At 72.2% G+C, this 23,774-nt stretch carries 26 protein-coding genes and 1 riboswitch; of the genes, 15 read left to right on the top strand and 11 right to left on the bottom strand.

Annotated elements, in window-relative coordinates; all coding sequences use genetic code 11:
* The first annotated feature begins 33 nt into the window (after positions 1-33).
* From CWN80_RS03820 to CWN80_RS03810, 3 genes are read left to right on the top strand one after another with little or no spacing between them, the layout of a single operon-like run.
* The gene (locus tag CWN80_RS03820) at positions 34-1,155 is read left to right on the top strand and encodes a glycosyltransferase family 4 protein (protein ID WP_128276912.1); all 1,122 of its coding nucleotides are present in this window, start codon (positions 34-36) and stop codon (positions 1,153-1,155) included.
* Entirely contained in the window at positions 1,152-1,823 is a 672-nt protein-coding gene (locus CWN80_RS03815) for an NUDIX hydrolase (protein WP_007924411.1), read from the top strand. The genes CWN80_RS03820 and CWN80_RS03815 overlap by 4 nt, the downstream gene beginning before the upstream one ends.
* Positions 1,824-1,856: 33 nt before the next feature.
* The gene (locus CWN80_RS03810) at positions 1,857-2,195 is read left to right on the top strand and encodes a hypothetical protein (RefSeq protein WP_007924413.1); all 339 of its coding nucleotides are present in this window, start codon (positions 1,857-1,859) and stop codon (positions 2,193-2,195) included.
* Between the two features lie 73 nt (positions 2,196-2,268).
* Here CWN80_RS03810 and CWN80_RS16070 read toward each other — a convergent pair whose 3' ends face one another.
* Positions 2,269-2,592, bottom strand: a complete 324-nt coding sequence (locus tag CWN80_RS16070) for an RICIN domain-containing protein (protein WP_420319492.1) — start codon at positions 2,590-2,592, stop codon at positions 2,269-2,271.
* Between the two features lie 277 nt (positions 2,593-2,869).
* Between CWN80_RS16070 and CWN80_RS03800 the strand changes: the two genes are divergently transcribed.
* Positions 2,870-4,309: a DUF2079 domain-containing protein gene (locus CWN80_RS03800; protein WP_157986903.1), complete on the top strand. Its 1,440-nt coding sequence runs from the start codon at positions 2,870-2,872 to the stop codon at positions 4,307-4,309.
* Here CWN80_RS03800 and CWN80_RS03795 read toward each other — a convergent pair.
* Both CWN80_RS03795 and CWN80_RS03790 read right to left on the bottom strand, forming a co-directional pair.
* Positions 4,255-5,244 (bottom strand): quinone oxidoreductase family protein, encoded by a 990-nt coding sequence (locus tag CWN80_RS03795; protein ID WP_007924418.1) that lies wholly within the window; start codon positions 5,242-5,244, stop codon positions 4,255-4,257. The genes CWN80_RS03800 and CWN80_RS03795 overlap by 55 nt on opposite strands.
* Positions 5,245-5,347: 103 nt before the next feature.
* Positions 5,348-6,169, bottom strand: coding sequence for a uracil-DNA glycosylase (locus tag CWN80_RS03790; RefSeq protein ID WP_007924420.1), 822 nt, complete (start codon positions 6,167-6,169; stop codon positions 5,348-5,350).
* A gap of 40 nt (positions 6,170-6,209) precedes the next feature.
* Between CWN80_RS03790 and CWN80_RS03785 the strand changes: the two genes are divergently transcribed.
* The gene (locus CWN80_RS03785) at positions 6,210-6,536 is read left to right on the top strand and encodes a TfoX/Sxy family protein (protein WP_007924422.1); all 327 of its coding nucleotides are present in this window, start codon (positions 6,210-6,212) and stop codon (positions 6,534-6,536) included.
* A gap of 59 nt (positions 6,537-6,595) precedes the next feature.
* Here CWN80_RS03785 and CWN80_RS15315 read toward each other — a convergent pair whose 3' ends face one another.
* The 3 genes from CWN80_RS15315 to CWN80_RS03775 all read right to left on the bottom strand — a co-directional run bounded on the left by CWN80_RS15315 (position 6,596) and on the right by CWN80_RS03775 (position 8,417).
* Complete coding sequence (locus CWN80_RS15315; protein WP_156811708.1) at positions 6,596-6,745, bottom strand: hypothetical protein; 150 nt, start codon at positions 6,743-6,745, stop codon at positions 6,596-6,598.
* 48 nt (positions 6,746-6,793) lie between these two features.
* On the bottom strand, positions 6,794-7,762 hold the full coding sequence (ligD, locus tag CWN80_RS03780) for a non-homologous end-joining DNA ligase (protein WP_007924425.1): 969 nt from the start codon (positions 7,760-7,762) through the stop codon (positions 6,794-6,796).
* Positions 7,763-7,826: 64 nt separating this feature from the next.
* Entirely contained in the window at positions 7,827-8,417 is a 591-nt protein-coding gene (locus CWN80_RS03775; protein WP_007924431.1) for a GNAT family N-acetyltransferase, read from the bottom strand.
* Between the two features lie 219 nt (positions 8,418-8,636).
* On the opposite strand from CWN80_RS03775, the gene CWN80_RS03770 reads away from it, so the two are divergent.
* Positions 8,637-9,140, top strand: coding sequence for a cysteine dioxygenase (locus tag CWN80_RS03770; protein ID WP_007924434.1), 504 nt, complete (start codon positions 8,637-8,639; stop codon positions 9,138-9,140).
* The gene (locus CWN80_RS03765) at positions 9,137-9,556 is read left to right on the top strand and encodes a rhodanese-like domain-containing protein (protein WP_371417944.1); all 420 of its coding nucleotides are present in this window, start codon (positions 9,137-9,139) and stop codon (positions 9,554-9,556) included. The genes CWN80_RS03770 and CWN80_RS03765 overlap by 4 nt, the downstream gene beginning before the upstream one ends.
* A gap of 6 nt (positions 9,557-9,562) precedes the next feature.
* Here the strand turns inward: CWN80_RS03765 and CWN80_RS03760 are convergent, their stop codons facing one another.
* Positions 9,563-10,723: an MFS transporter gene (locus CWN80_RS03760; protein WP_007924441.1), complete on the bottom strand. Its 1,161-nt coding sequence runs from the start codon at positions 10,721-10,723 to the stop codon at positions 9,563-9,565.
* Between the two features lie 104 nt (positions 10,724-10,827).
* Here CWN80_RS03760 and pcrA point away from each other — a divergent pair, with 104 nt between their 5' ends.
* The gene (pcrA, locus tag CWN80_RS03755) at positions 10,828-13,278 is read left to right on the top strand and encodes a DNA helicase PcrA (RefSeq protein WP_007924443.1); all 2,451 of its coding nucleotides are present in this window, start codon (positions 10,828-10,830) and stop codon (positions 13,276-13,278) included.
* A gap of 62 nt (positions 13,279-13,340) precedes the next feature.
* On the opposite strand, the gene CWN80_RS03750 is transcribed toward pcrA, so the two are convergent.
* Positions 13,341-14,267: a M23 family metallopeptidase gene (locus CWN80_RS03750; RefSeq protein ID WP_128276909.1), complete on the bottom strand. Its 927-nt coding sequence runs from the start codon at positions 14,265-14,267 to the stop codon at positions 13,341-13,343.
* A 118-nt stretch (positions 14,268-14,385) separates the two neighbouring features.
* On the bottom strand, positions 14,386-15,312 hold the full coding sequence (locus CWN80_RS03745; RefSeq protein ID WP_128276908.1) for an esterase/lipase family protein: 927 nt from the start codon (positions 15,310-15,312) through the stop codon (positions 14,386-14,388).
* A gap of 167 nt (positions 15,313-15,479) precedes the next feature.
* Here CWN80_RS03745 and sucC point away from each other — a divergent pair, with 167 nt between their 5' ends.
* From sucC to ribH, 7 genes are all read left to right on the top strand, one after another.
* Positions 15,480-16,661, top strand: coding sequence for an ADP-forming succinate--CoA ligase subunit beta (gene sucC, locus CWN80_RS03740; RefSeq protein ID WP_007924447.1), 1,182 nt, complete (start codon positions 15,480-15,482; stop codon positions 16,659-16,661).
* Positions 16,662-16,679: 18 nt separating this feature from the next.
* Positions 16,680-17,570, top strand: coding sequence for a succinate--CoA ligase subunit alpha (gene sucD / locus CWN80_RS03735; protein ID WP_007924448.1), 891 nt, complete (start codon positions 16,680-16,682; stop codon positions 17,568-17,570).
* 178 nt (positions 17,571-17,748) lie between these two features.
* Positions 17,749-18,567 (top strand): lysozyme, encoded by an 819-nt coding sequence (locus CWN80_RS03730; RefSeq protein WP_007924450.1) that lies wholly within the window; start codon positions 17,749-17,751, stop codon positions 18,565-18,567.
* Positions 18,568-18,658: 91 nt separating this feature from the next.
* Positions 18,659-18,788: riboswitch (FMN riboswitch) on the top strand.
* A 144-nt stretch (positions 18,789-18,932) separates the two neighbouring features.
* Positions 18,933-20,012: a bifunctional diaminohydroxyphosphoribosylaminopyrimidine deaminase/5-amino-6-(5-phosphoribosylamino)uracil reductase RibD gene (gene ribD, locus CWN80_RS03725; RefSeq protein WP_238148055.1), complete on the top strand. Its 1,080-nt coding sequence runs from the start codon at positions 18,933-18,935 to the stop codon at positions 20,010-20,012.
* Positions 20,012-20,623 carry a riboflavin synthase gene (locus CWN80_RS03720; RefSeq protein ID WP_007924456.1) on the top strand — a complete coding sequence of 204 codons (612 nt, stop codon included), beginning with the start codon at positions 20,012-20,014 and terminating at the stop codon, positions 20,621-20,623. Before ribD ends, CWN80_RS03720 begins: the two co-directional genes overlap by 1 nt.
* Positions 20,620-21,867 carry a bifunctional 3,4-dihydroxy-2-butanone-4-phosphate synthase/GTP cyclohydrolase II gene (locus CWN80_RS03715; RefSeq protein WP_128276907.1) on the top strand — a complete coding sequence of 416 codons (1,248 nt, stop codon included), beginning with the start codon at positions 20,620-20,622 and terminating at the stop codon, positions 21,865-21,867. The genes CWN80_RS03720 and CWN80_RS03715 overlap by 4 nt, the downstream gene beginning before the upstream one ends.
* Positions 21,864-22,334: a 6,7-dimethyl-8-ribityllumazine synthase gene (gene ribH / locus CWN80_RS03710; RefSeq protein ID WP_128276906.1), complete on the top strand. Its 471-nt coding sequence runs from the start codon at positions 21,864-21,866 to the stop codon at positions 22,332-22,334. Before CWN80_RS03715 ends, ribH begins: the two co-directional genes overlap by 4 nt.
* Before the next feature lie 120 nt (positions 22,335-22,454).
* Here the strand turns inward: ribH and CWN80_RS03705 are convergent, their stop codons facing one another.
* Together CWN80_RS03705 and CWN80_RS03700 are read right to left on the bottom strand one after the other, a co-directional pair.
* A complete protein-coding gene (locus tag CWN80_RS03705; protein ID WP_007924459.1) occupies positions 22,455-23,243 on the bottom strand; it encodes a hypothetical protein in 789 nt (262 codons plus the stop codon).
* Positions 23,236-23,742 (bottom strand): RNA polymerase sigma factor, encoded by a 507-nt coding sequence (locus tag CWN80_RS03700; protein WP_007924460.1) that lies wholly within the window; start codon positions 23,740-23,742, stop codon positions 23,236-23,238. The genes CWN80_RS03705 and CWN80_RS03700 overlap by 8 nt, the downstream gene beginning before the upstream one ends.
* Between the last annotated feature and the right edge of the window lie 32 nt (positions 23,743-23,774).

The raw sequence follows: 23,774 nt of genomic DNA, 5'->3' as shown, positions 1-23,774 counted from the left end.
CCTCCCACACTCCGCCGTGGCACCCTTGGACGCGTGAAGGTGGCCCTGCTCTCCGACTGCTACCCGCCGCGCACCGGCGGCATCGAGTCCCAGGTCGGGGACCTCGCGACGCAGCTGGTGGCGGCCGGGCACGAGGTCGAGGTCTTCACCGCGACGGCGGGTGGGCCGGGCGCTGGTGGGGCGCGGGTGCACCGGCTGGACACCCCGCTCGCGCTGGGCCTGCCGGTCAACCCGCTCGCGCCACCGGAGGCTCGCCGGGTGCTCGCCGCAGGGGGCTTCGACGTGGCGCACGTGCACATGGGGGTGGTCTCTCCCTTCGCCTGGGACATGGCCGACCTGACCACCGACCTCGGGCTGCCGACGGCCCTGACCTGGCACTGCGTCCTCGACCGGGCCGCGCGGCCGCTCGGCCCGATGATCCGGCGCTGGGTAGACCGCGGAGCGGTGCTCTCGGCGGTGTCCGGCTTCGCTGCGGAGGGTGTGCGACGGGCGGCGAAGGGGGAACCCGTCGCCGTGCTCCCCAACGGCATCGACCCGAGCCTGTGGCGCGCTTCCACACCACCGATGGCTGAGGAGGCGCGCCAGCGCCGTCTCGAAGCCACCACCCCCACCCGCCCCGTCCGCCTCGTCACCGCCACCCGCCTCGCCCCCCGCAAGCGGGTCGGCGCACTCCTCGTCGTCGTCGCCGCCGCCCGTGGTCGACTCGGTCCGGGAGCCATGACCCTCGACGTCTACGGCGAAGGACCGCTGCGGCCGTGGCTGGAGGCTCGGGTGAGCGCGCTCGGGCTCGACGACGTCGTGCGCCTGCGTGGCCGCGTCACCCGCACGGAGCTCGCGGCCGCCTGGGCTCGCGCCGACGGCTACCTGTCCCCGACCCGCCTCGAGGCCTTCGGGATCGCCGCGCTCGAAGCCCGCACGGCGGGACTGCCGGTCATCGCGCGCGCCGACTCCGGGGTCCGTGAGGTCGTCACCGACGGGGTCTCGGGGCTGCTCGCCCCCGACGACGCCGGGCTCGCCGACGCGCTCGTGCGGATCGTCGCCGACGACACCCTGCGCACCCGGATCGCCGCGCACAACCGGCGCGTGCCGCCAGCCCAGACCTGGGACCGCGTCGTCGCGCTCGCGGTCGACGAGTACCGACGGGCCGGCGCATGAGCGTCGTGGTCGTGGCAGACGGCCCGCACGGCGAGGTCGGGCGCTGGCCGCTCGGGCACGGGCAGGACCCCGCCGACCTGCTCGCCGCGCACGGCTGGGCGGGGGAGCCGACGGGCAGCGGGCTCGTGGGTGACGACGTCGAGGTGCACTGGAGGGTGGCCGCGCTGGACAGGCGCGTACCGTCACCAGCCGTCGTGACGGGCCGCCCCGGCGCCACAGTCCTGCAGCGGCTCGCCGCTTATGCCCTTGTCGTCGACGGGGGGCGGCTGCTCATGTCGCAGCTCGCCGACTGGGTGGGCGGCGCCGGCGGGCTGTGGACGCTGCCAGGCGGTGGCGTCGACCCGGGTGAGTCCCCGGTCGACGGCGTCGTGCGCGAGGTGCACGAGGAGGCCGGGCAGCACGTCGTCGTCGACGAGCTCGTGCAGGTGCAGTCGCGTCACTGGGTGGGCGACGTGACGGCGGGGGAGCGGCACGAGGACTTCCACGCCGTGCGACTGATCCACCGGGCGACGTGTCCGCGACCGACGCCCGCGCACGTCGTCGAGGTCGACGGCTCGACGGGTGCTGCGGCATGGGTCCCGCTGGGCGAGGTGGGGCGACTGCCGCTGGCCGAGATGGTCCGGTTGGCCTGGCCACACGTGCCGGGTGGCGACTCCTACCCGCTGTAGGAGATGGCCGGTCGGTCGCCTACGCTGTCGGCCATGGACGCCCTGCACCTCATCCTCTACATCCTCCACATGCTCGCGATGCTGGCGATCGTCGTCGGCCCTGCCGTCCCCGGGCGCGGTCACCTCGTCCAGGTGTGGGGTGCGCGCCTCCAGCTGCTCATCGGGCTGGGCCTCACCGGCCTCGCCGAGGCGGGCGACGACCCGGTCAACCACGCGAAGATCGGCACCAAGCTCGTCATCATGATCGCCGTCCTCGCCTGCGCCGAGATCGGCAATGCCAAGGCCAAGCGTGGCGAGGCTGCAGCGAGCAAGCTCGCCTGGGCCGCCGCCGGTCTTGCGGTCGTCAACGCCGCCATCGCCTTCCTCTGGTAGTCCAGGTCGCACGTCGCCACAGCGCGACGGGGTCCGCCCGAGACTCGGACGGACCCCGTCGACGCGATCTCGACTATGACCAGTGTTGGTAGGCGTTGCTCGAACTACACGGATTGGTGTAGACGCTGCCACCCGCTGACGAGTCCAAGCACAGGCCGGTCGCACGGTTCTTGAGCCGGTAGTACCCGCCTCCTTCGTTCACGAGGAGCCAGTTCTGGAAGTTGTTGCCCGTCGAGCAGGCGTTCATGTAGACGTTCCCGTTCGAATTGGAGTCCAGACACCGGTTTGTCGCCTTGTTCCTATAGAGCCTGTAGCTGCCGTTGTAGGTGGCGAACCAACGTCCGTAGGACGTCACCTGAGACTCTGACGATTTGCCTGATGGCGACAACGTCCCCATCAGTTTGGCCGTACAGGTACTTGAGGGTGTTTCGATTCTTCCAGATGTACTCGGTGGCGGATGCTGTTGCGTCCTTGGTGGCGGCATCCGGAGCGGATGCGCTGGTCTTGGTTTGTCCAACGGCGGACGCTGCGGGCGTCGCGACGATGCACAAGCCAAGCAGGGATGCACAGGCGATTGACTTGACGGTATTCACAGATTCCTCCCCAGAATGTGACGTGGTCCACAGAGCATGTCGCAGCTCGTGCCCCCTGTCCATGCTCGTCATGATGCTGTCATGACGACCACGAGGCAGAGGCTCTGGAGCGCCGGCGGCGCGGGTGCCGTGGCATGGGCCTTCTACACGTGGATCGGCGTCGCCCGGTACTCGCGGGGCGAGTACGGCAACTACGACCTCGGCATCTTCGTGCAGGCGGCGCACTCGTGGCTGACGTTGGGCCGGCCCTACTCGGACATCAAGGGCATCAATCTCCTGGGTGACCACTTCAGCCCCATCACGGTGCTCTTCGCGCTCGCATACCAGATGTGGGCCGATCCTCGTGCCCTGATCGTCGCCCAGTCGTTGGCACTGGCCCTGGTGGTGGCGATCAGCACGTGGAGCGTCGCGAGGGCGGGTGCCCGGTCCGTGAAGGTCGGTGGCGTGGCCCTGGTGGCTCTGCTCGCGCTCCCGCAGGTGAGTGCGGCCGGGTTCCAGGTCCACGAGACGGCGCTGGGGGCTCCCTTCGTCCTGCTCCTTGCCATGTCGGTGGTCACCGGTGCACGCCGGCCAGCACTCGTCCTGACCCTGGCCGTCCTGACCATCAAGGAGGACGCCGGCCTCATGGTCGCCGGTGCCGGCGCGGCGTGGTTCCTCATCCATCGCGAGCGCAGGATGGCAGCAGGACTCGCAGGTCTGGGTGCGGTGGGGTTCATCGTGAGCAACGCCGTGATCCTGTGGGTCAACCCGGGTCATCAGAACCCCTATCTCCGCTACTTCACCAGCGGGGACACGAGCGGGGGGGGTCTGACTCTGGAGGAGATCGGACCACGCCTCGTCCCCTTCGTGCTCTACGCGCTGCTGGCGGGGTTGCGCTGGTCTCCGCTGCACCTGATGGCCCTGCCCGGCCTCGCGTGGCGTGCCGTCTCGTCCAACGAGCTCTACTGGTCCGTGCACCTGCACTACGACGTCATCACCGCTCCGGTGGCTCTGACCGTGCTCATCTGCGCGATCGGGCCGTCCAGGAGTCAGCGGGTTGGACGACGGATCCTCATCGCCGCCATGGCCCTGTCCGTCCTGTGGGGTGCCTCCCGCGTGGTGTCGTCACAGACGCCGTGGACATGGCGAGGGGGGATGAGTCCCCACCAGGTCGCCGCTGAGCAGCTGGCCCGCGAGGTGCCCTCCGGCACAGTGATCGTCGCTGATCAGTACCTCGGGCCGACTCTCGTCGACAGCCATTCCGTGCGGATGCTCAGCCAGACGCACGACGCCACAGGGCGATTCGTCCTGCTCCAGCCAGAGCGCGACACGTTGGCGGCGCCCTCGTGTGCCAAGCGACTCTTCATCGCGGACCACGACGTGGTGGGGCGTCGCGCAGACGTCGTGCTGGTCGATCTCGGGGAGCCGCGGCGCTTCCGGCTCCCGGCCTGCCACGAGGAGGCGGAGCGCCGCGCGGCCGAGCCGCGTCAGGGGACGAGGATGACCTTGCCCGTCGTCTGTCGTCCCTCGAGCGCGCGGTAGGCCTCGGCGGCCTCGGCGAAGGGGTAGGCGTGGTGGATCGCGATGTCGAGTCGCCCGGCGGCGATGTCGGCGAAGACCTCACGCCCGCGCATCATCAGCTCGTCGCGCTCGACGATGTAGTGGGCCAGCGTCGGTCGGGTGACGAAGAGCGAGCCGCCCGAGTTGAGCCGCTGCAGGTCGACAGGGGGTACCTGCCCCGACGCCGCGCCGAAGAGCACGAGCGTGCCCCGGAGGCGCAAGGAGGCCAGCGACGCGTCGAAGGTCGCCTGGCCCACCCCGTCGTAGACGACGTCGACACCGGCGTCGGCCCCGAGCCGGCGTGCGGCGGCGGCGATGTCGGCGGAGAGGTCCTCGCTCCGGGCGTAGTTGATGACCTCGGAGGCGCCCCGGGAGCGAGCGATCTCGAGCTTGGCGTCCGACCCTGCGGTCGCGATGACGGTGCCGCCGCGGTTGGTGATCATCTGCGTCAGCAGCTGGCCGACGCCACCGGCGGCAGCGTGCACGACGGCGACGGCGCCCTCCACGACGCGCACGCAGTCGGTGACGAGCGCGTGCGCGGTCATGCCCTGCAGCGTTGCGGCACAAGCGGTCTCGAGGTCGACGTCGTCGGGCACGGGGAGCAGTCGTGTGGAGTCGGCGAGGACGAGCTCGGCGTGCAGGCCCGAGGTCATCGACCAGGCGACCCGGTCGCCGACGGCCACCGATGCGCCCTCGCCGATCGCCCGCACCGTGCCCGCAGCCTCGAAGCCCGCGACGTACGGCGGCTCGGTCGGGTAGATCCCCTCGCGCTGGTAGACGTCGATGAAGTTGACGCCGCCGGCGGCCACCTCGACGAGCGCTTCACCCGGCCCCGGCTCGGGCACCTCCCGCTCCTCGAGGGCGAGGACCTCGGGTCCTCCGTGGCGGGTGACGACGAGTGCGCGCATGGTGGCCATGACCCCAGCGTAGGACCGCCCCGGTCCCTGCCCTTCGAGACGCTCGCCCGCTGCGCGGACTCGCTCCTCAGGACCCGGGTCGCTCTGTGACCGTCTCGACGGGTCACAGCGACCCGATGACCTCGTCGAGCATCGCCTCGGTGAGCCGGCCGGTCTGGGTGTTGTGCTGGCTCACGTGGTAGCAGCCGACGAGCTCCACCTCGCGTCCCTCGGGCGTGCGCAGCACCGCGCGGGAGCCGTGGCCGAACTGCGGCTTCGGCCGCGGCACCTCCCACCCGGCATGCCGCACCCCGGCGATGGTCGCGTCCCACCCGATCGCACCCAGGCACATGATCGAGCGGACGAAGGGAGCGCTCCTCGCCAGATCGGCGTCGAGCCACGGTGCGCACGTCTGCTTCTCAGCGGTCGTTGGCTTGTTCTGCGGGGGAGCGCACCGGACCGGCGCGATGATCCGCACGCCGTCGAGGGTCAGGCCGTCCCCGGCCGCCCACGACTCGGGCTGGCTGGCGTAGCCGGCCCGGTGCAGCGCGGCGAAGAGCCAGTCGCCCGACCGGTCACCGGTGAAGTTGCGGCCCGTCCGGTTGGCTCCGTGCGCCGCAGGCGCGAGTCCCACGATCACGACCGGGGCATCAGGCGGGCCGAGCGCCGGCACCGGTCGCCCCCAGTAGGGCTGGTCGGCGAAGGCCGCGCGCTTGCTCGTCGCCACCTCCTCGCGCCACGCGACGAGACGGGGGCAGGCGCGGCAGACCGAGATCCGCGCGTCGAGCTCCTGGTCGGCCGCTCCCTTCGCCAGTCGTCGCACCTGAGCAGCCGTGCGGGCCACGGGCGTCTCCGCGCTCGCGAGGTCATCCGGCCAGCCGGTCCCGGGCTCCACCGGCGAGGCGAAGGGAGCCCCTGTCACCGGGTGCGGCAGCAGCTCGCTCATGCACCCAACATAGGGCCACCGTGTGGGGCAGACTCGAGCCGTGGCCATCGACGAGACTCTCGCCGCCCGCGTCCGCGCCGACCTTGCCGAGCGCGGCATCGAGTGGGAGGAGAGGAGGATGTTCGGCTCCCTGATCTTCATGGTCGGCGGGTCGATCCTCGTCGGGGTGCGCGGCGGGGGAGGGCTGCTCGCGCGGGTCGACCCGGCCGAGAGCACGGACCTGCTCGCCGATGCCGGCCCGCTCTACGCGCAGGTCGCCGACATGGGTGGCAAGGACATGGGTCCGAGCTGGCTCGACGTCCACCCGGACGCGGTCGCCGACGAGGCGGGACTGACCCATTGGGTCGACGCAGCCCTACGCCGTTGAGCCGGGCGCGGGCTTGCGTGATCGTCAGGTCGTCGGCCGCCAAGCGGTGAGACCGACGGTCACGTGCGCGAGCGGAGTTGCTGGCGCACGTCGCCCCAGTCGAGCGTGGAGTCGGGGTCGGTGGCATCGAGCCCCTCGACCAGCTGCCGGCGTTCCAGCTCGGTGGGGTGGTAGACGGGTTCGCCGAAGTGGGGGCGCAGTTCCTCCATGTGCACCATGCTCAACCTCCTGGAAATCTGCGTCGTCAGCGTGAGCGATCAGTCGCCGGGGTCCGCCGGGCCCTCGTGCCCGGCAGCCTCGTCACGCTCGGCCCACTCGAGCAGCGGCGTCAGGTCGTGCGCGACGTCGTCGATGCTCGCGTGCAGGTCGCCGACCCGCGCGAAGCGCGCTGGCACCGTCGCGATCGTGCAGTCCTGCGGCTCGACGTCGGCGATCTCGTCCCAGGTGATCGGCGTCGACACCGTCCCGCGTGCATTGCCCCGCACGGAGTAGGCGGCCGCGATCGTGTGGTCGCGGGCATTTTGGTTGTAGTCGACGAAGACCGTCGCCGGGTCGCGGTCCTTGCGCCACCACGTCGTCGTCACGTCCTGCGGCGCACGCCGCTCGACCTCACGGGCGAAGGCGAGCGCCGCCCTTCGCACGTCGGCGAACTCCCACCGCGGCTCGACCCGTACGTAGACGTGCAGCCCGGACCCACCGCTCGTCTTGGGGTAGCCGACGACCCCGAGCTCGTCGAGGACCTCGTGGACGACGCCGGCCACCCGCCGCACCCGGTCGAAGGGAGCATCCGGCATGGGGTCGAGGTCGATCCGCCACTCGTCGGGCCGGTTGACGTCGGCGCGGCGGACATTCCACGGGTGCAGCTCGACGGTGCTCATCTGCACGGCCCAGATGATGGCGCCGAGCTCCGTCGGGCACAGCTCGTCGGCGTGCAGGTCGTACCGCGGGAAGTGCAGCCGCACCGTCTCGACCCAGTCGGGTGCGCCCTTCGGCAGCCGCTTCTGGTGGACCTTGGCGCCGCTCACGCCCTTGGGGAACCGGTGCAGCATCGTCGGCCGCTCGCGCAGCGCCCGCAGGATCCCGTCGCCGACGGCGAGGTAGTAGTGCGCGAGGTCGAGCTTGGTCTCACCGCGCTCGGGGAAGTAGACCCGGTCGGGGGAGGAGATGCGCACGTCGCGCCCCCCGACGTCGAGGTGGACGTCGTCGCCGTGCTCGCCGCGGGCCATGCCCCGACAGTACTCACGACGGTCCCTGAGGAGGTCGCGCAGCGACCGTCTCGAAGGGACCCGCCTACCCGATGAGCGCGCCCGCCGGCCGATCCGTGGTGACCGTCGGCACCCAGTAGCGCCGCTTGCCGACCCGCGAGTCCTCGTAGACCCCGCCGGCGCCCTCGATCGTGGCCCGCGAGGCGGCGTTGTCCTCGTCGCAGGTGATGAGCACCCGCTCGTGGCCCATCTCGGCGGCGAGCTCCAGGACCTGACGAAGGGCGGTGCTCGCGTGCCCCTGCCGCCGCGCCGAGGGGCGGACCGAGTAGCCGATGTGCCCGCCCTGCTCGAGGAGGAAGTCGGTCAGCTCGTGGCGGAAGGAGATCGACCCGAGATAGGTGTCGCCCTCGGCGATCCACAGATAGGTGCACGGAACGAAGTGCGCCGGCCGCGGCGTCTCGGGCAGCTCGTCGGCGCGGCGAGCCTGCACCAGGCGCCGGAAGGTGTCGGGGTCCTCGAGCCCCTCGCGGGTGAAGTCCAGCCCGGCGAAGCCCGTCGTCGGGTCGGTCGCCAGCTGCAGGTCGCCGTCCCCGTCACGGTGCGCCCCGTCGAACTCGTCGAGAGCCTCGAGGTAGGAGCGCTGGTAGCGGGCGTCGGGTCGCACGATCTGGGCCATGCCGGCACCCTATGTCGCTCATATCCCACCATGTGAATAGGAATTTGCTCGGGTGGTGTCACCTGTGGTGGGCTGCTCGCATGGACCACACGACGCGCGCCGGGACCCCCTTCGCCGGGGTGCGTCGTCTGCACCTGGACCTCGCGCTCCACCTCGGTGCCCTCTGTCGTCGCTGCGCCTGACCGCAGCCCGCAGACCCCACCGCACAGGAGCCCACCCATGTACACGACTTCGTCCACACCTGCCCTCGCCCGACCGACACCCGGCGTCGAGGCCTTCACCCCCGTCCAGCTGCTGCGCCTGACGCAGCTCTTCGCGAGCGACCCGGCACTGGCCGACACCCTCGGACCCGACCCCGACCGACCGGGGGAGCGCAGCTGGCGGCTGCTCGCCGACAGCCCCCGGCTGCAGGTCTGGCTCATCCGCTGGCCCGTCGGCACGAGCACCGGCTGGCACGACCACGGCGGTGCGCGCGGCGGCTTCACCGTCGTGCGCGGCACCCTGACCGAGCGCACCCGCGAGCGGTCCGTCGTCGCGACCGAGCTCGACGAAGGGGAGGGCCGTGCCTTCGGGGGCAGCCACCTCCACGACGTCGTCAACCTCGGTCGCGAGGCCGCCGTGTCGGTCCACGCCTACAGCCCGACGCTCGCGCAGATGACGCACTACGACCTCGCCGACGGCGTGCTGCGCCCCTCGGGCGTCGAGCAGCGGCAGGCGTGGTGAGCCGCGTGACCGGCCACCACGACGGCGTCGACGCACTCCTCGCCGACGCCCGCTCCCGGCTGAGCCGCGTCACGCCGGTGCAGGCCTGGCGGGAGGTGCGCGACGGCACGGCCCGCCTCGTCGACATCCGCCCGGCAGCGCAGCGGGCCGCCGAAGGGGAGGTCGCCGGTGTCCTCGACCCCTGGGTCATCGAGCGCAATGTCCTCGAGTGGCGGCTCGACCCGCGGCAGGGAGCCGCACTGCCCGGCGTCGCACTCGGCGACCGCGTCATCGTCCTCTGCCAGGAGGGCTACACCTCGTCGCTCGCGGCGGACTCCCTGCGCTCCATCGGCATCGAGCGGGCGACCGACGTCGTCGGCGGCTTCGCCGCGTGGCGTGAGCTCGGCCTGCCGGTCGCCCGCCTCCGCGCGGCCTGACGACGGTCAGGGCGCCGCCGGGTCGACCGGCGTCGGGTACGAGCCCTCGGGCACCGGGGCGGCCACCTCCGGTGCCCGCAGGGTGCGCACCTCCGGGGAGAGCAGGGCGAGCACGGCGGAGCTGACGATGATGGCGGCGCAGACGAGCAGCGCGGTGTGCGCGCCGAGGTGGACCGCTGCCGGACCGGCGAGCAGCACCCCGACGGGGCCGAAGAGCATCGACCCGAAGGCGTCGTACGACGCGACCCGCGACAGGGCGTGCGGCGGCACCTCGCGCTGCATCGTCGTCTGCCACAGGACGGTGAAGGTGTCCATGCCCAGACCCATGACGAAACCCCCGAGGACGATGAGCGCCAGCGGCGCCCCGAGCCCGAGCAGCAGGTACGGCAGGGCGGTGAGCGGGGTGAGCAGCACGCCGAGGAGGATCGGGCGCCGGGGGCGGATGCGCAGCGCGATCACGACACCCACGAGCATCCCGACCGCCTCGCCCGTGAGGATCGCCGACCACGCTCCCGCCCCGCCGAGCTCGGCCTCGGCGACCACCGGGCCCAGCACCGTGTGCGCGCCCTGCCAGGCGAGGATCAGCAGGGCGAACTGCGCGACGACGACCCAGAGCCACTGCCGTGAGGCGAACTCGACCCAGCCCTCCCGCAGCTCGGCGAGGACGGAGGTCCCCCCTTCGCCGCCGGGGCGTGGGGTCGAGCCGATGCGCCAGGCGAAGGTGGCGGCAGCGGCGTACACGCCCGCGGCGGTGACGAGGGCCCACCCCGGCCCGATGAGGACGACGACCGCACCGGCGGCGACGAGCCCGCCGATGCGGGCGACGTTGGCCCCCACCGCGAGCAGCGCATTGGCCGGCTGCAGCCGGTCCGGGGGCGCGACCTCGGGGATGATCCCCGACAGGACCGGCCAGACGACGGCGCCCGCGATACCGGTGAGGACGGCGAAGGCGCACACGAGCGGGATCGGTGCCCACCCGAGCAGCAGCATCGTCCCGATGCCGAGCCAGGCCACGAGCGAGAGGCACTCGCCGGTGAACATCACGAACCGGCGCGGGTAGCGGTCGGCGACGACACCGCCGAGCAGCAGACCCAGGACGTGGGGGATCGCCTCGGCCGCGACGACGAGCGAGAGGGTCCCGGCGTCCGCGCCCGGCAGCCGCAGCACCCCAGGTCCTCGCGCATCCCGCTCACCGGCGCAAGATACTCCGCGTCACCCGACCTGCCCGTCCGCGGGGCCTGTCACCTCGGCGACGTAGGCTGGAGAGCGAGATGAGCAGCCTCTTCGACGACCTCCCTGATGCCCTGCCCGGTGACTGGACCGCGGACGTGACCGATGCCGGGGTACCGGCGTGGGCGATGTCCGAGGAGGGGCCCACCCGGGCCGCCCACAGCGCGCACCCGGCCCGGCAGCAGCAGGACCCCGAGGAGCTCGTCGCCGGCCTCAACCCCGCCCAGCGCGAGGCCGTACTGCACCACGGTGGCCCCCTGCTCATCATCGCCGGCGCCGGGTCGGGCAAGACGAGGGTGCTCACCCACCGCATCGCGCACCTGCTCGCCGCCCGGGGGGCCCAGCCGGGGCAGATCCTGGCCATCACCTTCACCAACAAGGCCGCCGCCGAGATGCGCGAGCGGGTCGAGGAGCTCGTCGGGCCGCGGGCCCGGGCGATGTGGGTCATGACCTTCCACTCCGCGTGCGTGCGCATGCTGCGCCGCGAGGCGACCAAGGTCGGGATGAAGAGCAGCTTCTCGATCTACGACGCGGCCGACAGCCAGCGGCTCATCGCGCTCGTCATGCGCGACCTCGACCTCGACCCCAAGCGATTCCCCCCGCGCGGCATGGGGCACCGGATCAGCAACCTCAAGAACGAGCTCGTCGACGAGGAGGAGTTCGCCCGGCGGGTCTCGGCTGACGAGGACGCCGAGCGGCCGGGGGGCACGCACCAGGAGCAGACGCTGGCGCAGGTCTACACCGAGTACCAGCGGCGGCTGCGCCAGGCCAATGCGCTCGACTTCGACGACATCATCATGACGACGGTGCACATCCTCCAGGCCTTCCCCGACGTGGCCGAGCACTACCGTCGCCGCTTCCGTCACGTGCTCGTCGACGAGTACCAGGACACCAACCACGCGCAGTACATGCTCGTCAAGGAGCTCGTGGGTGGTGACAAGGACGCGACGCAGGGCGAGCACGCCGTCGAGCCGAGCGAGCTGGTCGTCGTCGGTGACGCCGACCAGTCGATCTACGCCTTCCGCGGCGCCTCGATCCGCAACATCGTCGAGTTCGAGGAGGACTACCCGGACGCGCGCTCCATCCTCCTCGAGCAGAACTACCGCTCCACGCAGACGATCCTCACCGCGGCCAACGCGGTCATCGAGCGCAACGAGTCCCGGCGCAAGAAGAACCTGTGGACGCAGGCCGGTGCCGGCGAGCAGATCGTCGGCTACGTCGGCGACAACGAGCACGACGAGGCCTCCTTCATCGCCAAGACCATCGACGAGCTGCACGACGAGCACGGGGTCCGGCCCGGCGACGTGGCCGTCTTCTACCGGACCAATGCCCAGTCCCGCGCGATCGAAGAGGTCTTCGTCCGCGTCGGCCTGCCCTACAAGGTCGTCGGTGGTACCCGCTTCTACGAGCGGCGCGAGGTCAAGGACGCCCTGGCCTACCTGCGGGTCGTCGCCAACCCCGCCGACACGGTCAACCTGCGGCGGATCATCAACGTGCCCAAGCGGGGCATCGGCGACCGGGCCCAGCTGGCCGTGGCGCAGCTCGCGGAGCGGGAGCGGATCCCCTTCGTCGCGGCACTGGGCCGGGCCGAGGACGCGCCGGGCATCGCCACCCGCTCGCTCATGGCGGTGCAGGGCTTCACCGCGCTGCTGGAGTCGTTGCGCGAGCAGCGCGACAGCGGTGCCGGGGTCGGCGAGCTGCTCGAGGCGGTCCTCGAGCGCACCGGGTACACCGCCGAGCTCCAGGCCAGCCGTGACCCGCAGGACGAGACCCGGCTCGAAAACCTCGCCGAGCTCGTCGGCGTCGCGCGCGAGTTCGACGCCACCCGTGAGGCGACGGGCGAGGTCATCAGCCTCGACGACTTCCTCGAGCAGGTGAGTCTCGTCGCCGACGCCGACGAGATCCCCGACGACCCGGGCGAGGGCGGTGAGGCAGCCGACCAGGGGGTCGTCACCCTCATGACGCTGCACACGGCCAAGGGCCTGGAGTTCCCGGTCGTCTTCCTCACGGGCATGGAGGACGGGACCTTCCCCCACCAGCGCAGCCTGGGCAATGCCACCGAGCTCGAGGAGGAGCGGCGGCTGGCCTATGTCGGCATCACGCGGGCCCGTGAGCGGCTGCACCTCTCGCGCGCGGCGGTGCGCAGTGCCTTCGGGGCGCCGCAGTACAACCCCGCCTCCCGGTTCCTCGACGAGATCCCCGAGCACCTCGTGCGCTGGGAGCGGACCGGCCCGCCCGTCGGGCTGGGCCGCGGCTCCGGGCGGGAGCCCGCGGTCGCCCGGCTCGCCGCCCGACCGGGCGTGCGCTCACCGGGCAACCGGCCGGTCATCTTGCTCTCCGATGGTGACAAGGTCACGCACGACAGCTTCGGTCTCGGCACGGTGATCCGGGTCGAGGGCGAGGGGGACAAGGCGATGGCGCACGTCGACTTCGGGGGAGAGGACGGCGTCAAGCGGCTCCTGCTGCGCTACGCCCCGCTCGAAAAGCTCTGAGGACGACCGAAGGGGGCCGACGACCACTGGTCGTCGGCCCCCTTCGGGCTGGCTGGGCGGCGTCAGTTGATGCCGCGCTCCGCGAGCCATCCGGCCGGGTCGATCGGCGATCCGCCACCGGGGTGGATCTCCATGTGCAGGTGCGGGCCGGTCGAGCGGCCCGTGTTGCCGGAGAGGGCGACGACGTCACCGGGGGCGACCTGCTGGCCGACGGTGGCGCTGATCGAGCTCAGGTGGCCGTAACGGGAGACGGTGCCGTCCCAGTACTTGATGTCGATGTAGTTGCCGTAGCCGCTCATCGGGCCGGCTCCGACGACGGTGCCGCTGCTCATCGCCTTGAGCGGGGTGCCGACCGCGGCGGCGTAGTCCTGGCCCGCGTGGAGGCGACCCCAGCGGTGGCCGAAGGGGGAGGTGAAGACGGCGTTGTCGAGCGGCTTGACCCAGCTCTGCGCACCGGCGGGCGCCGTCGCGCCGGACGTGCTGTCGCTGGTCTCGCTCGTCCCCGCAGCGTCGGTGCCGGTGGTGCCGGCGCTGCTGCGGGCGGCACGGGCCTGCTCGCGCTTCTTGGCGGCGAGGTCCTTGCGGGCCTCGGCGCGGGCGGCGCGCTTGCGCTCCTGGGTGCGGCCCTGGTCCTCGGCGACGGAGGTCGACGCGGCCTGGCGGCGGGTGGCGAGCCCGCTCGTCTCCTGGGCGGAGGCGGCGACCTCGGTGCGGGCGCTCTCGCCGAGCTGCGGGTCGGCGAGCAGGTCGCCGGCCTCGCGGTCCGCCGCGGGGGTGATGAAGGCGGCGTTGGCCTGGGAGACGGCCTCTTCGGTGAAGGGGGACGACTGCGCAGCCGTCGCCCCGGCAGCCGTCAGCACCAGCGTCGCCGCGGCTGCGGTGGGCAGCGCGTAGGCCGGGCTGAAGCTCTTGGGGAGGCGGGAACGGCGCTCGAGAGCGCGTCGCTCGGCGCGCGTGGGCGGCCGGTGCCGCCCGGTGTAGTCACTCATGAAGGGGACGTCCTCGCAGGGGATCGCGGACAAATCCCCGAAACCCTAGCGTGACCGTTTCGTTATGCAAAACCGAGGTGGCGTCCGGCGGCCGCACGACCGCCGGGCCGTGGGGAGGTCAGGCCTGACGCGAGGTGATGTCGGTCACCGAGGCGGTCGGTGCGCCCTCGCTGTCGATCTGCGTCAGGCGGGTCGCGATCTCGTGCACGACGCTCGGCAGGATCGGCAGGGACAGGTGGCCCACGCCGTGCATGCGGATGTTGGTCGTCGTCACCCCGTCCTGGTGGAGCGAGGCGTTGACCGCGGGCACGACCGCCTCGTCGGTGTCCGACCAGATGGCGATGACCCGGGTGCGGCAGCCGGGCGCGGGTTGGTTGAGCTCCTGCATGAGCCCGCTGCCGGGCCGCAGCTGTCGGGTGAGCGACGTCGGCAGCAGGTAGGCGGCGAGGGTGCCGGTGTGCGGCGAGCCGAGCGTCGCGAGCGTGTGGACCCGCTCGTCACCACCGAGGCGGGTGACGTAGTAGCGGGCGACGACGCCACCGAGGCTGTGGGCGACGATGTGGATCCGCTCGTAGCCCGTCTCCTCGACGATCGCCTCGACCTCCTCGGCGAGCTGCGCCGCGGCGGTCCGCACGTCGCGGGTGCGCACCGAGTAGTTCATGGCGAAGACGCGGCTGAAGCCGCGCCGCAGCAGTCCGCGTCGCATGAGCGTGAAGATCGAGTGGTTGTCGGCCAGGCCGTGCAGCAGCAGGATCGGCGTCCCGACCTCCGTGACGGCGTTGACGAGCATGCCCCGCTGCACGGGGTTGAGGTGCTCGACGCGATAGCCGTGCCGGGGGCTGCCACGCCGCGGGGCCCGGGCACCGAAGGGGTAGAGCGAGATGTGTGTCGTCGCCCAGACGACCTCGACCGCGGCGAAGACCGCCGCCTGGACGGAGGCCATGCTGCGCACGTGGTCGCAGACTCCGGCACGCAGGCTCGGCGCCACCGTGGCCGGAGCCTCGGCCGGGGCGCTCGTCGCCGCGGAGCTGGTCTGAGGAGACATGGTGACCCGAGAGTAACTCCGAAGGGGGAGCGTGGGGGAAGGGCCGTGACGACACTGTGATGACGCCGGCCGGCGAGCCCCCCGGTGGACCGGACGTGCTCGGTGCCGGCGCGGGGGATAGTCTCGACCCGCACCCCGTTACCACAGCAGAGGACGGAATCAACCTCGTGGATCTCTTCGAGTACCAAGCACGCGACGTGTTCGAGAAGCACGGTGTCCCGGTTCTTGCCGGCGCCGTCGCCACCACCCCGCAGGAGGCTCGAGCAGCCGCCGAGACCATCGGCCAGAAGAGCGGCGGTGTCACCGTCGTCAAGGCCCAGGTCAAGACGGGTGGCCGCGGCAAGGCCGGCGGCGTCAAGGTCGCCAAGGCCCCGGAGGAGGCCGAGGCGCACGCCGAGGCCATCTTGGGCATGGACATCAAGGGCCACACGGTCCACCAGGTCATGATCGCCCAGGGCGCCCAGATCGCCGAGGAGTACTACTTCTCCATCCTGCTCGACCGGGCCAACCGGACCTACCTCGCCATGTGCTCCAAGGAGGGCGGCATGGACATCGAGCAGCTCGCCGTCGAGCGCCCCGAGGCCCTCGCCCGCATCGCGGTCGACCCCAACGTCGGCATCGACGACGCCAAGGCCACCGAGATCGTCCAGGCTGCTGGCTTCGACGAGGCCGACCAGGCCAAGATCGCCGACGTCCTCAAGACCCTCTGGGTCGTCTACCGCGACGAGGACGCCACGCTCGTCGAGGTCAACCCGCTCGTCAAGACCGAGCAGGGCGACATCGTCGCCCTCGACGGCAAGGTGACCCTCGACGGCAACGCGGATTTCCGCCAGCCCGGTCACGCCGCGCTCGAGGACAAGGCCGCGGCCGACCCGCTCGAGGCCAAGGCCAAGGGCCTGGGCCTCAACTACGTCAAGCTCGACGGCAACGTCGGCATCATCGGCAACGGCGCCGGACTCGTCATGAGTACCCTCGACGTCGTCGCCTACGCCGGTGAGGACTTCACCGGTGGCGCGGCCAAGCCGGCCAACTTCCTCGACATCGGTGGTGGCGCCTCGGCCGAGGTCATGGCCAACGGCCTCGACGTCATCCTCGGCGACGAGCAGGTCAAGTCCGTCTTCGTCAACGTCTTCGGTGGCATCACCGCGTGCGACGCGGTCGCGGACGGCATCGTCGGCGCCCTGAAGACCCTCGGCGACTCGGCGAGCAAGCCGCTGGTCGTGCGACTGGACGGCAACAACGTCGACGAGGGCCGTCGCATCCTCGCCGAGTTCAACCACCCGCTCGTGACCGTCGAGGCCACCATGGACGGCGCCGCCCGCAAGGCCGCCGAGCTGGCCGCGAAGTAAAGGACGACTGAAACAGACATGGCAATCTTCCTCACCGCTGACTCCAAGGTCATCGTCCAGGGCATGACCGGCTCGGAGGGCATGAAGCACACGACGCGCATGCTCGCCTCGGGCACCAACGTCGTGGGCGGCGTCAACCCCAAGAAGGCCGGCCAGAGCGTCGACTTCCCCGACGGCCAGTCCGTCCCCGTCTTCGGCTCCGTCGCCGACGCGATCAAGAAGACGGGCGCCGACGTGTCCGTCGTCTTCGTGCCGCCGGCCTTCGCCAAGTCCGCCGTCATCGAGGCCATCGACGCCGAGATCGGTCTCGCCGTCGTCATCACCGAGGGCATCCCCGTCAAGGACACCGCGGAGTTCTACAACTACTCCGTCGGCAAGGCCACGCGGATCATCGGCCCCAACTGCCCCGGCCTCATCAGCCCCGGCAAGTCCAATGCCGGCATCATCCCGGCCGACATCGCCGGCTCCGGCCGGATCGGCCTCGTGTCCAAGTCGGGCACGCTGACCTACCAGATGATGTACGAGCTGCGTGAGTTCGGCTTCTCCACCGGTGTCGGCATCGGCGGCGACCCGATCATCGGGACGACGCACATCGACTGCCTCGAGGCCTTCGAGGCCGACCCCGAGACCGACGCGATCGTCATGATCGGCGAGATCGGTGGCGACGCAGAGGAGCGTGCGGCGGCCTACATCAAGGAGCACGTCACCAAGCCGGTCGTCGGCTACGTCGCGGGCTTCACCGCCCCGGAGGGCAAGACCATGGGCCACGCCGGCGCCATCGTCTCCGGCTCCTCCGGTACGGCCGCGGCCAAGAAGGAGGCCCTCGAGGCCGCTGGCGTCAAGGTCGGCAAGACGCCGTCCGAGACGGCCGACCTCATGCGCGAGATCATGCAGGGCCTGTCCAAGTAGTCCCGGACATCCCACGCGTGAAGGGGGACGACGACCACGGGTCGTCGTCCCCCTTCGCCATGTCCTGACGAAGACCTGACGAAGTCGGGAGATGCCCGTGGGGTCCTCGTCATCTTGACCTCCTAGCGTGCCAAAGGCCCTGCCCCGGGGCCACCACCCCTGCACGAGGAGATCTCGCATGTCCCGGACCACGATGCTGGCCGCCGGTGCGCTCGCCGCCGCCGGCCTGCTCCTGTCGACGGGTGCCCAGGCGGCGCCCGCCACGCCCGAGCCCACCCCGCAGGCCGAGGCGGCCGGCATCACCGAGCCGGGCGAGGCGGCGATGGGCTGGCGGCAGCGCGACGTCCGGACCCGCTCCCAGGTCGCGGCCGCCGTGCCCGCCGGGGTCCCGGGCATCGACGTCTCCAACTGGCAGGGCCAGGTCGACTGGGCCGGTCAGTGGGGTGCCGGCAAGCGCTTCGCCTACGTCAAGGCGACGGAGGGCACGACGTACACGAGCCCCTCCTTCGGCCACCAGTACACCGGCTCCTACGCCCAGGGCTTCATCCGCGGCGCCTACCACTTCGCGCTGCCCGACAGCTCGAGCGGGACCACCCAGGCCAACCACTTCGTCGACCACGGTGGCGGCTGGAGCGCCGACGGCAAGACCCTGCCCGGCGCCCTCGACATGGAGTGGAACCCCTACGGCGCCACCTGCTACGGCAAGACGCAGACGCAGTTGCGCACCTGGATCAACGACTTCCTCACCCAGTACAGGTCGCGCACGGGCCGCTACCCGGTCATCTACACGGCGACGAGCTGGTGGACGCAGTGCGTCGGCAGCGACACGACGATCCCGACGAAGTCACCGCTGTGGATCGCTCGCTACTCGTCGACGCGGGGCACGTTGCCGACCGGTTGGCCCACGCACACCTTCTGGCAGTACAGCGACACCCCGATCGACCAGAACGTGTGGAACGGCACCCTCGAGCGCCTGCGGTACTTCGCCGCGAACTGATCACCGACGGGCGGGGCGGTGCCGTGTGGCGAGACGCACGGTGCCGCCCCGCTCGCGTGCGAGTACGCTCGGGGGCGTACGAGTCAGTCGTACGCGTGCTCCGGGGTCGGTGTAATTCCGAGCCGGCGGTGACAGTCCGCGAGCCCGTCCTCTCGAGGTCGGGTTGAGCTGGTGGGACTCCAGCACCGACGGTGAAAGTCCGGATGGGAGGCAGCACGCGGCGGCGCGGTCGTGCCGTGCGTGGTGACCCATCGCGGCCGACGTCACCGGGTCTCCCGGTGCTTCGCGCACGCCGTCACGCCCTTGGCGTGCCTCCCTGCACCCGTGGTCCGCGTCGGACCACGGAGAGGCAGATGCAGGGACCGATGACCACCGAGCAGGCGATGGCGCGTGCCGTCGACCTGGCGGCCCGCGGTCTGGGCCACACGGCCCCCAACCCCGTCGTCGGGTGCGTCGTGCTCGACGCCGACGGCGCACCGGTCGGCGAAGGGTGGCACGCCCGGGCCGGCGGCCCCCACGCCGAGGTCGTCGCGCTGGCCGCCGCGGGAGAGGCCGCGCGCGGGGGCACGGCGGTCGTCACCCTCGAGCCCTGCCGCCACGCCGGCCGGACCGGCCCGTGCACCACAGCCCTGCTCGACGCCGGCATCGCCCGGGTGGTCGTCGCGGTGCCGGACCCCACCGCCGCTGCTGGTGGGGGAGCGGACGTGCTGCGGGACCACGGGATCGAGGTCGTCGAAGGTGTCGGGCGAGAGGCCGCCACCCACGTCAACCGGGCCTGGCTGCACGCCGTGAGGACCGGACGTCCGTACGTCACGTGGAAGCTCGCGAGCACCCTCGACGGGCGCACCGCCGCCGCCGACGGGACGAGTCGCTGGATCACCGGGCCCACGGCCCGCGAGGCGGTGCACCGGCTGCGCGCGGAGCGTGACGCGGTCCTCGTGGGGGCCGGCACCCTGCGTGCCGACGACCCGCACCTGGCCGTGCGCGGGGTCGAGGGCGCGACCCAGCCGCTGCGGGTCGTCGTCGACACCCGCGCCGAGATCGAGCCGACCGCCCGTGTCCTCGACGACGCGGCCCCGACCCTCGTCGCGGTCGCCGAGGGAGCCGACACGGCGCGACTGACCGACGCGGGGGTCGACGTGCTCGCTCTACCCGTGGGGGAGCGCGGCATCGACCCCGCGGCGCTCCTCGCCGGGCTCCACGCGCGGGGCGTGCGCTCCGTGCTGCTCGAGGGCGGCGCCCGTCTCGCCGCCTCCTTCGTCGCGGCCGACCTCGTCGACGAGGTCGTCGCCCACTTCGCGCCGGCACTGCTCGGGGCCGGCGCGCCGGTCCTCGGGGACGCCGGCATCACCACCATGACCGAGGCGCTGCGCCTCACCACCACCGACGTCACGCGGCTCGGCGACGACATCGCCGTCACGGCCGCCGTGAGGAGGGAGCACTGATGTTCACCGGGATCGTCGAGGAGCTCGGGGAGGTGGTCGCCATCGTGCCGGGGGAGGAGTCCAGCCGGATCACGGTGCGCGGCGCCGTCACCACCAACGAGGCCGCCCACGGGGCGTCGATCGCCGTCAACGGCGCGTGCCTCACCGTCACCGACCACGAGCCGCAGGGGGGCGAGGTCACCTTCGACGTCATGGCGGAGAGCCTGCGGCGCTCCGCCCTGGGCGATCTGGTCGTCGGCGACGCGGTCAACCTCGAGCGCGCCATGGTCCTCGGTGCCCGTCTGGACGGGCACCTCGTGCAGGGGCACGTCGACGGCACGGCGACGATCCTCGAGCGGCGGCCGGGCGATGCCTGGGAGGAGGTGCGCCTCTCCCTCGCGCCGGAGCTGGCTCCCTTCGTCGTGGACAAGGGCTCGATCTGCCTCGACGGGGTGAGCCTGACCCTGACCCGGGTCGGCGACGACCACGTCGAGGTCGCCCTCATCCCCACGACGCTGCAGCTGACCACCCTGGGGCGCAAGGGCGTCGGTGACCGGGTCAACGTCGAGGTCGACGTCCTCGGCAAGTACGTGCAGCGTCTGTTCACCCTCGACACCAAGGACCCGCGATGACCCACGACGAGACCCTGCTCGACCCGATCGAGAGCGCGATCGAGGCGATCGCCGACGGTCGGCCCGTGCTCGTCGTCGACGACGCCGACCGGGAAAACGAGGGCGACATCATCTTCGCCGCCGACGCGGCCACCGACGAGCTCATGGGCCTGACGGTGCGCCTGGGCAGCGGGGTCATCTGCGTGGCGATGACCGGCGGTGACCTCGACCGGCTCGCGCTGCCCCCGATGACGGCCATCAACGAGGACGCCAAGGGCACCGCCTACTCCGTCTCGGTCGACGCCCGCGAGGGAGTGACGACGGGCATCAGCGCCGCCGACCGCGCGCGGACCGCCCGCCTGCTCGCCGACCCGGCGACGGGGCGGGAGGACCTCGCCCGTCCGGGGCACGTCTTCCCCCTGCGTGCCCGGGACGGCGGCGTGCTCGTGCGGCGCGGCCACACCGAGGCGGCAGTCGACCTGTGCCGGCTGGCCGGTCGGACCCCGGCCGGCGTCATCTGCGAAGTCGTCGAGGAGGACGGCTCGATGTCGCGCCTGCCGCAGCTGCGCCGCCTCGCCGACGAGCGGTGCTGGCCCCTCGTGAGCATCGCCGACCTCGTCGACCTGCGGCGCCGCTCCGAGGCCCTCGTCGACAGGGTCGTCTCGACCCGACTGCCCACGGCCGCAGGCGAGTTCACCGCCCACGGCTACCGCAGCCAGGTCGACGGCAGCGAGCACGTCGCCCTCGTCCGCGGCCACGTCTCCGCGGACGTCCCGCTCGTGCGGGTGCACAGCGAGTGCCTGACGGGGGACGTCTTCGGGTCGCTGCGGTGCGACTGCGGGCCGCAGCTCGAGGCGGCCCAGGCGGCCGTCGTCGAGGCCGGCGCGGGGGTCGTCGTCTACGTCCGCGGGCACGAAGGGCGCGGCATCGGCCTCGTCGACAAGCTACGGGCCTACGCCGCCCAGGACGAGGGGGCCGACACCGTCGACGCCAATGCCGACCTGGGTCTGCCGGTCGACGCCCGCGACTACACGCACGCCGCGCAGGTCCTGCGCGACCTGGGCATCACGCGCGCGCGCCTGCTGAGCAACAACCCGGCGAAGGTCGCGGCGCTCACCGCGCTCGGGGTCGAGGTCGTCGAGCGGGTGCCGCTGCCGCCGAGCGTCACGAGCGACAACCTGCACTACCTGCGCACCAAGCGCGACCGGATGGGACACGACCTGCCGTGTCTGCCGGACCACCACGACGAAGGGAGCACGCGATGAGCGGGCACGGAGCACCGACGATGGCGATCGAGGGCGCGGACGGGCTGCGGGCAGCCGTCGTCGCGTCGAGCTGGCACACCCAGGTGATGGACGGGCTGCTCGCGGGGGCGGTCACCACCCTCGCCGAGGCGGGCCTCGAGGCGGAGGTCGTCCGGGTCGCGGGGAGCTTCGAGCTGCCCGTCGTCGCGGCCCAGCTCGCCCGCACCCACGACCTGGTCGTGGCCCTCGGGGTGATCATCCGGGGCGGGACCCCGCACTTCGACTACGTCTGCCAGGCTGCGACCGACGGGCTCTCGCGGGTGGCCCTCGACAGCGGGACCCCGGTCGGCTTCGGGCTGCTCACCTGCGACGACGACCAGCAGGCACTCGACCGGGCCGGTCTGCCGGGGTCCACGGAGGACAAGGGGCGTGAGGCGGCCGAGGCCGCGCTGGCGACCGCGGTGACGCTGCGCCGCCTGCGGGCGTGACGCACGCCACGTCGGTGCAGGTGCTGACGGCGCACACACCGCGGGGCTAGCCTTGCGCTGCAGCGCCGACCCGGTCGATCCCCCTGCTCCCGGGTCGGCGCTGTCCGCGCCTGCCGACGGTCAGGAGGCGTTGCTCGTCGCGAGCAGGTCGACGTCGCCGAGCGCCGACTGCGCGACCTGGCGCATCTCCTCCGACGTGTAGCTCTTGCCGTCGAGCTCGGCCACCGTGAGGTACGAGGTCGAGCTGCCCCGCGTCGCCTCGACCCACCAGTAGGTCGCGCCGTCCTCCCCACGGGCGTGCCACGAGCGGAAGGTCGCCCCTCCGGGCAGGTCCTCGGTGACCCGCTGGGTCACCGAGTAACTCTCCTCGCACAGGGCCACGGCCTGATCGATCGCCTCGGTGGGCGGCGTCGAGGCGCCGGAGGTCGTCGTCCCGATCCACTGCCCGGAGACGACCCTGCCGTCGTCGAGCGTCGAGACGCGACGGTCCCAGGAGTCCGACTGCGGGGTCTGGAAGCACTGCCCGTCGGGCTCGGTGCTGCCCTGGGTGCTCGCGACCGGCAGGCCGAGGGCGGCGGACCACTCGTCGGAGTCGAGCATCTGCAGGGCCGGGTCCCCGGTCGCCGTCGAGGTCGCAGCCGGCGGGGTGCTGCCGACGCCCTCGCGGACGAGGAGGGTGGCGCCGGTGGCGACGAGGGCCGAGGCCGCGAGCCCCGCGATGACGGTGAAGGACCGGCGACGCCGCCGGCGCAGGTCGCGGGGTGCTCCGCCCGCCGTCGACCGAGCCCGGACGAAGGCGGGCTCGGGCAGCGGCTCGGCCGCCACGTCGTCCATGAGCGACATGAGGGCGCCGCGCACGCGCGCGTCGTCCTCGGGGCCCCACGGGGTGTCGTCGTGCGCGTCACTCATCGGGCTCCTCCTTGTCGCCGAGTGCGGTGGTCAACTGGGCCCTACCGCGGTGCAGACGGGCCTTGATCGTGCCGGGTGGTGACCCGGTCTGTCGGGAGATCTCGTCGACGGACAGGTCGGCGAGGTAGTGCAGGGCGAGGGTCTCGCGCACCTCCGGGCCGAGGGTGCGCAGGGCCGCGACGATCGCGACCCGGTCCTCGCTGGGCTCGCGGGGGGTGCTCGGCTCGCCGTGCCGCTCCATCGCGGTGGTCCGGTTGGTGTCCTTGCGCCATGCGGAGATCGCTATGCGTCGGGCCACGGTCCGCACCCAGGCGCCCGGCTCGTCCGCGGCTCGTACCTGGTCCCACCGCTGCCATGCCCGGGCGAAGGCCTCCTGGGTGGAGTCCCGCGCCAGCTCGAGGTCGCCCGTGGAGGCGTACACGAGATGGACGACGCGTTGCGCCGTGGAGCGGTAGAAGTCGTCGAACTCGGCCTCCGCCGAAGCATCGCCTCCCTTCATCACCCCTCCAGACGCACGTCGGGGCACCTCGG

The organism is Janibacter hoylei PVAS-1, from assembly GCF_004025845.1.
GTDB classification, from domain to species: Bacteria; Actinomycetota; Actinomycetes; order Actinomycetales; family Dermatophilaceae; genus Janibacter; species Janibacter hoylei.
The sequence above is the reverse complement of the archived record's forward strand: the minus strand, read 5'-3'. Positions and strand labels throughout refer to the sequence as shown.

Coding starts and splice junctions, on each gene's coding strand:
- CWN80_RS03750 (WP_128276909.1), bottom strand. CDS start 14,267: ATGAGTGACTACACCGGGCGGCACCGGCCGCCCACGCGCGCCGAGCGA.
- CWN80_RS03745 (WP_128276908.1), bottom strand. CDS start 15,312: ATGTCTCCTCAGACCAGCTCCGCGGCGACGAGCGCCCCGGCCGAGGCT.
- CWN80_RS03795 (WP_007924418.1), bottom strand. CDS start 5,244: ATGGCCACCATGCGCGCACTCGTCGTCACCCGCCACGGAGGACCCGAG.
- CWN80_RS03790 (WP_007924420.1), bottom strand. CDS start 6,169: ATGAGCGAGCTGCTGCCGCACCCGGTGACAGGGGCTCCCTTCGCCTCG.
- CWN80_RS15315 (WP_156811708.1), bottom strand. CDS start 6,745: ATGGAGGAACTGCGCCCCCACTTCGGCGAACCCGTCTACCACCCCACC.
- sucD (WP_007924448.1), top strand. CDS start 16,680: ATGGCAATCTTCCTCACCGCTGACTCCAAGGTCATCGTCCAGGGCATG.
- CWN80_RS16070 (WP_420319492.1), bottom strand. CDS start 2,592: ATGGGGACGTTGTCGCCATCAGGCAAATCGTCAGAGTCTCAGGTGACG.
- CWN80_RS03720 (WP_007924456.1), top strand. CDS start 20,012: ATGTTCACCGGGATCGTCGAGGAGCTCGGGGAGGTGGTCGCCATCGTG.
- CWN80_RS03775 (WP_007924431.1), bottom strand. CDS start 8,417: ATGGCCCAGATCGTGCGACCCGACGCCCGCTACCAGCGCTCCTACCTC.
- ribH (WP_128276906.1), top strand. CDS start 21,864: ATGAGCGGGCACGGAGCACCGACGATGGCGATCGAGGGCGCGGACGGG.
- CWN80_RS03770 (WP_007924434.1), top strand. CDS start 8,637: ATGTACACGACTTCGTCCACACCTGCCCTCGCCCGACCGACACCCGGC.
- CWN80_RS03730 (WP_007924450.1), top strand. CDS start 17,749: ATGTCCCGGACCACGATGCTGGCCGCCGGTGCGCTCGCCGCCGCCGGC.
- ribD (WP_238148055.1), top strand. CDS start 18,933: ATGACCACCGAGCAGGCGATGGCGCGTGCCGTCGACCTGGCGGCCCGC.
- CWN80_RS03815 (WP_007924411.1), top strand. CDS start 1,152: ATGAGCGTCGTGGTCGTGGCAGACGGCCCGCACGGCGAGGTCGGGCGC.
- CWN80_RS03800 (WP_157986903.1), top strand. CDS start 2,870: ATGACGACCACGAGGCAGAGGCTCTGGAGCGCCGGCGGCGCGGGTGCC.
- CWN80_RS03715 (WP_128276907.1), top strand. CDS start 20,620: ATGACCCACGACGAGACCCTGCTCGACCCGATCGAGAGCGCGATCGAG.
- CWN80_RS03810 (WP_007924413.1), top strand. CDS start 1,857: ATGGACGCCCTGCACCTCATCCTCTACATCCTCCACATGCTCGCGATG.
- pcrA (WP_007924443.1), top strand. CDS start 10,828: ATGAGCAGCCTCTTCGACGACCTCCCTGATGCCCTGCCCGGTGACTGG.
- CWN80_RS03700 (WP_007924460.1), bottom strand. CDS start 23,742: ATGAAGGGAGGCGATGCTTCGGCGGAGGCCGAGTTCGACGACTTCTAC.
- CWN80_RS03705 (WP_007924459.1), bottom strand. CDS start 23,243: ATGAGTGACGCGCACGACGACACCCCGTGGGGCCCCGAGGACGACGCG.
- ligD (WP_007924425.1), bottom strand. CDS start 7,762: ATGGCCCGCGGCGAGCACGGCGACGACGTCCACCTCGACGTCGGGGGG.